Source organism: Fulvivirga aurantia (assembly GCF_009711475.1).
Taxonomy (GTDB): domain Bacteria; phylum Bacteroidota; class Bacteroidia; order Cytophagales; family Cyclobacteriaceae; genus Fulvivirga; species Fulvivirga aurantia.
The window spans coordinates 1-4,231 of the sequence record NZ_SMMD01000575.1 but is presented as its reverse complement, the minus strand read 5'-3'; the positions used below and the strand labels follow the sequence as shown (position 1 = coordinate 4,231).

Here is a 4,231-nt window from a genome sequence, read left to right as displayed (position 1 = left end):
TATTACTTTTCCTTATTGGTTTATTTATCGCTGTAAGTGGAGACATACAAACTGGCGCCATCATTGTCCTCTTTGGAGGTTTTACTATTTTGTCGGTAGCTGTTATACATCTTTTGTTTTGGCGCAATCCATCGCAATCCAGGTCAAAGCTTGCTATTATTCTCTTTGCTGTTTTGTTCAGTGTAGCAATTGTTTTCATTCATGGCTACAGTGTAGCAATTGATATGATGCTACTCTATCAGCTACCCGGATTTACTCCTGTGTATTACTTTGCTGGTATTTTGTTGCCTATTCTTTTATATTATTTCAGCACTCGGGTAACAAGTGGGTTCAAACATCATAAATGGATTGTCATTGGCACTGCCCTGGCGTCCTTCTTGAGTCTGCTCGGTTATTTAAGCCTGGCGCAAATTATTCCTAATCTTGTCAGGCTAATTTTCTACAGCTGGGTGTTTTTACTTTTCTTCTACCTGGTGCTTTTTATAAAGCTTATTATATCCGGAGATAAAGAAATTCGAAAAGAAAGCCTTCTGCTATTGATAATTACGGTGGTTATGATCAGTTTCTGGCTTTTTAGGTTTGCAATACCGGTGCCATTTTCTGACGGTCTGATGAAAGTTATTCTCTACTTTGGATTCGTACCCATATGCATTTTGCCCATTACGATCTTAATTACACGCAAGGTTTCATCTTTTGTAGTTTTCATTTTCTACTTCATACTGCTCGATTTCTACTTCATACAGTTTGATGCAAATTTCAAATACCTGGTTGATGTCGGTGTCAATGGTTGTGTAGGTTATTCAGATGCAACAGACTATTCTATTAATCGTGACCCTGGTACATCACTATCTAAGTTGCTAAGCGAGCCAACAGCGGAAGAGATAGTATCTGTGAGACATGCATGGCAAACCAAGGATTTTTCTGCTAAAGAAGTTGAAGTAGTGCATGCATATACTCGCCAAAATGGTGATTCAATAAAAGTAATCTCGCATCGCATTAATGGCGCTGTACACTATGGTGCTATTCGAATTCCTAAAAACCTGGATGTAAAGCAAGCGCCCATTCTATTGATGCTGGAGGGTGGTGGCACCGGATTGGATGTTGCCAAAATCGCAACTTTAACTGGTGGTAAATGTAAACAGGAGAAAAGTCAGTTTATATCCATTCTACCATCTTATCGAGGTAGCGTGATAAGAGGTAAAGATTTTTGCTTTAGGTCTGAGGGATATGCCGGAGATGCCTGGCTAGGACCAGCAGAGGATGCTGTGGCTTTTCTTGAAGCAGTCAAGCAGCTATACAATAAACCAGACAATACAAAAGTGCTGGCAAATGGCATTAGCCGAGGAGCAACTGTAGCACTTATTATAGGAGGACTCACCGACAAGCTAGACTATATTATTGCGACATCAGCTCACACCAACTTTTTAGATGAATATGTTACTGAAAATGAAATAGTTGGGCGATCATATGCCGCTGCATTTTACACCCCTACCTCCTCTCCGGAGCAAATCAGACAACGTATTTTGGCCAGTTCTTCTTACTTTTTTGCCGATAGCCTACCTCCTTTTGAGTTACATCAGGGGGCTAAAGATGAACGTAATACTGTGAGACATGCCACGAGTCTTCAAAATCGACTAAAAGAACTTGATAGAGACACATCAACCTATAAAATCTATATTTACGAAAATCAAGGGCATGGGTACGATGATGACAAGGTGGTATGCCAATCACTGAAAAGTTTATAAATAACTAAATATATAATTATAAAGATATATTTTTTAACAAAAGCATTCAAAGATCGCTCAATTTTCTTAGTTTAGACTGTTTGATAAAATCAACAGCTATGAAAACCAGTACTAAACGCTACATATTCGCCTTAGTAATTGTACTCTTAACACAAGTTAACTACACGCTACCAGCGCAGTCTAATCAACCCACTGATGAATTACAAGGCTTCAAGATTTTAGTCGAAAAAACAGCAGATGGAATAAAATTACAAGGCATTGAAGGCTGCAGCTGGACTGATCTGGCTTTTAACCTTAATAATGATCGTCCACAAGCCATCGCTGAATATGGTATGGCCGATTTTGAGGAAACCAAAAAAGCATCCGTTGATTCTGACTTTTTATTTACCATCATTAGAACTGAGAAAGGTATTGTTTTAAAAGGCCACAAGGGCACCGCCTGGACTGATCTTAGTTTCACGCTTTCAAACAACTCTACTCAAGCCATCAACGAGATGGGAATGATTGACTTATAACCACTTCAAATGTATAAACTTCATTTTTTAGCCCTGCTACTAGTTATAGCAGGCTGTAACTCTGAGCAAACGACTAGAGAAACAAAGCCATCTTACAATCGATATGTGGGAGATATTAATTTTGATTCGTCTACAGACGATGCCGATTTCTTAGTCTGTAATGGAGATGAAAATGTAATTCAATACTTCAATTCGGGTAATGGCTTACAGTACAAAGGTGAGAAAATTGCCATTTATGAAGCATTTAATAAAAGCTACGAGCCCGTAGATACTGATGAAAGTGGCTGGGTGCGCGTGAGGTTCATAGTTAATTGTGAAGGTAAAACCGGCAGGTTTAGACTGTTGTCTTCCGATTTTAATTATCAGGAGAAAACATTTGATAGTGAAATAACTGATCAGTTGTTGTCCATAGCACAAAAGCTTACCGGTTGGAGAGCACTACCTGGTAAACAAGGTGGTTTGGATTATTATCAATACCTGACTTTTAAAATAGAAAAAGGCCATATAATTGAGATTTTGCCATGAAGATAAAAACACTTTTCTTACTACCTCTCCTACTCAGTCTTGCTATAAGTGCCAAGAGTCAGCCAAATTGCAACGCTTTCTTATATATGGGCGATACCGTGAAATTTGATGCCTGTGAGAAAGCCATGGAAATAAGTGGTCACCACCAATTTAGCAGAGAGTTTCAGACCATTTTAGATGAATCAATCGCTATAGACCCTACTTTTGATTATGCATTTGTAGAAAAATCTGTGGCTTACCTCAAAAGTGGAGATTTCGTCACTTGGAAAGCTTTGATGGATAAAGCCGTGAGTCTTGATGCTGCCAGCAACTTAGGCTATAGAGGCTGGTGTCGCTATCAGTTTTTCAGAGATTATCAAGGTGCAATAGAAGACCTGGAAAGACTGAAAAATCTGCTAAAATACGACATAGGCAATTCACAAAACGGAGATTACCATTTGCAGATTGTAAGAGGCATATGTTACTCAGCCCTGGGCAATCATCAAAAAGCAATAGCAATTATTGAAGAGCAACTAGCCAAAGAAGATCACTATATCGGTAAATTTGATTACCTGCACCTCGGAGTAATTTACCTCAATATGGGTGAGTTTGAAAAGGCTTTGAAGGCCTTTGAAAATCAATCAAACGTAAATGACCTTGCTGAGAATCACTATTACATGGCGCTGGCTTACCAATCTCTGAAAAACCATGCTCAATATGTTTCCGCTCTTGAAAAATCAGTGAATATGTATAAACAAGGTTTAATTATGAGAGATCCTTATACGCATCCGCATCACAAAGTTTATCTATCAGAAATAGAAAAAGAGCTTTTGCAAGCACGTGGCTAAAGGGCGGGACTGGTTGCCATCACTCAAAAACGCATTGTCATTCCGGGCATGATCCGGAATCTTTTTAATAGAAACACTCAAATTAAGGAGAACCTGAACCAAGTTCAGGGTGACCACAAAATCAAAATTTATCCTTAGGGATGAGGTCTGCACACGACATCCATTCTACATCCTCAGAGTCCTCTGCGAGTGACTCTGAGGGGATTAGTAATCTCACATCATTAAAAGATGCCATCACTCAAAATCTATCGTCATTCCGGACTTGATCCGGAATCTTGTTAAAAGAACCACTCAAATTAAGGAGACCCTGAATCAAGTTCAGGGTGACAGTATAGTAAGAGAATGGCAGTTCTTAAAAGGTGAAAAGATCCCTCCATAAGGTCGGGATGACGGGGGTGAGAGAGGTGCCATCATCTAAATCGCATTGTCATTCCGGGCTTGATCCGGAATCTTGTTAAAAAAACACTCAAAGCAATTACAGAAAGATATAATAACTTGGGGTGATGGCATCTTTTCCTATACAGGTCATCCCGAGGAATCGAGGCCTGCCTGCTGGCATGGCAGGGATCTTTGAATAAAAAATGCACCAATTTAAAAGACCCTGAATCAAGTTCAGGGT

At 39.4% G+C, this 4,231-nt stretch carries 4 protein-coding genes; all 4 read left to right on the top strand.

Going from position 1 to position 4,231, the window contains the following annotated elements; genetic code table 11:
• The coding region (locus E1176_RS04930; RefSeq protein ID WP_155209457.1) for a prolyl oligopeptidase family serine peptidase at nt 1-1,745 on the top strand (1,745 nt) is incomplete at its 5' end.
• Nucleotides 1,746-1,843: 98 nt separating this feature from the next.
• On the top strand, nt 1,844-2,260 hold the full coding sequence (locus tag E1176_RS04925) for a hypothetical protein (protein WP_155209456.1): 417 nt from the start codon (nt 1,844-1,846) through the stop codon (nt 2,258-2,260).
• Between the two features lie 9 nt (nt 2,261-2,269).
• Entirely contained in the window at nt 2,270-2,785 is a 516-nt protein-coding gene (locus E1176_RS04920; RefSeq protein WP_155209455.1) for a hypothetical protein, read from the top strand.
• Nucleotides 2,782-3,612 carry a tetratricopeptide repeat protein gene (locus E1176_RS04915; protein ID WP_155209454.1) on the top strand — a complete coding sequence of 277 codons (831 nt, stop codon included), beginning with the start codon at nt 2,782-2,784 and terminating at the stop codon, nt 3,610-3,612. Before E1176_RS04920 ends, E1176_RS04915 begins: the two co-directional genes overlap by 4 nt.
• Nucleotides 3,613-4,231: the final 619 nt, after the last annotated feature.

Coding starts and splice junctions, on each gene's coding strand:
- E1176_RS04925 (WP_155209456.1), top strand. CDS start 1,844: ATGAAAACCAGTACTAAACGCTACATATTCGCCTTAGTAATTGTACTC.
- E1176_RS04920 (WP_155209455.1), top strand. CDS start 2,270: ATGTATAAACTTCATTTTTTAGCCCTGCTACTAGTTATAGCAGGCTGT.
- E1176_RS04915 (WP_155209454.1), top strand. CDS start 2,782: ATGAAGATAAAAACACTTTTCTTACTACCTCTCCTACTCAGTCTTGCT.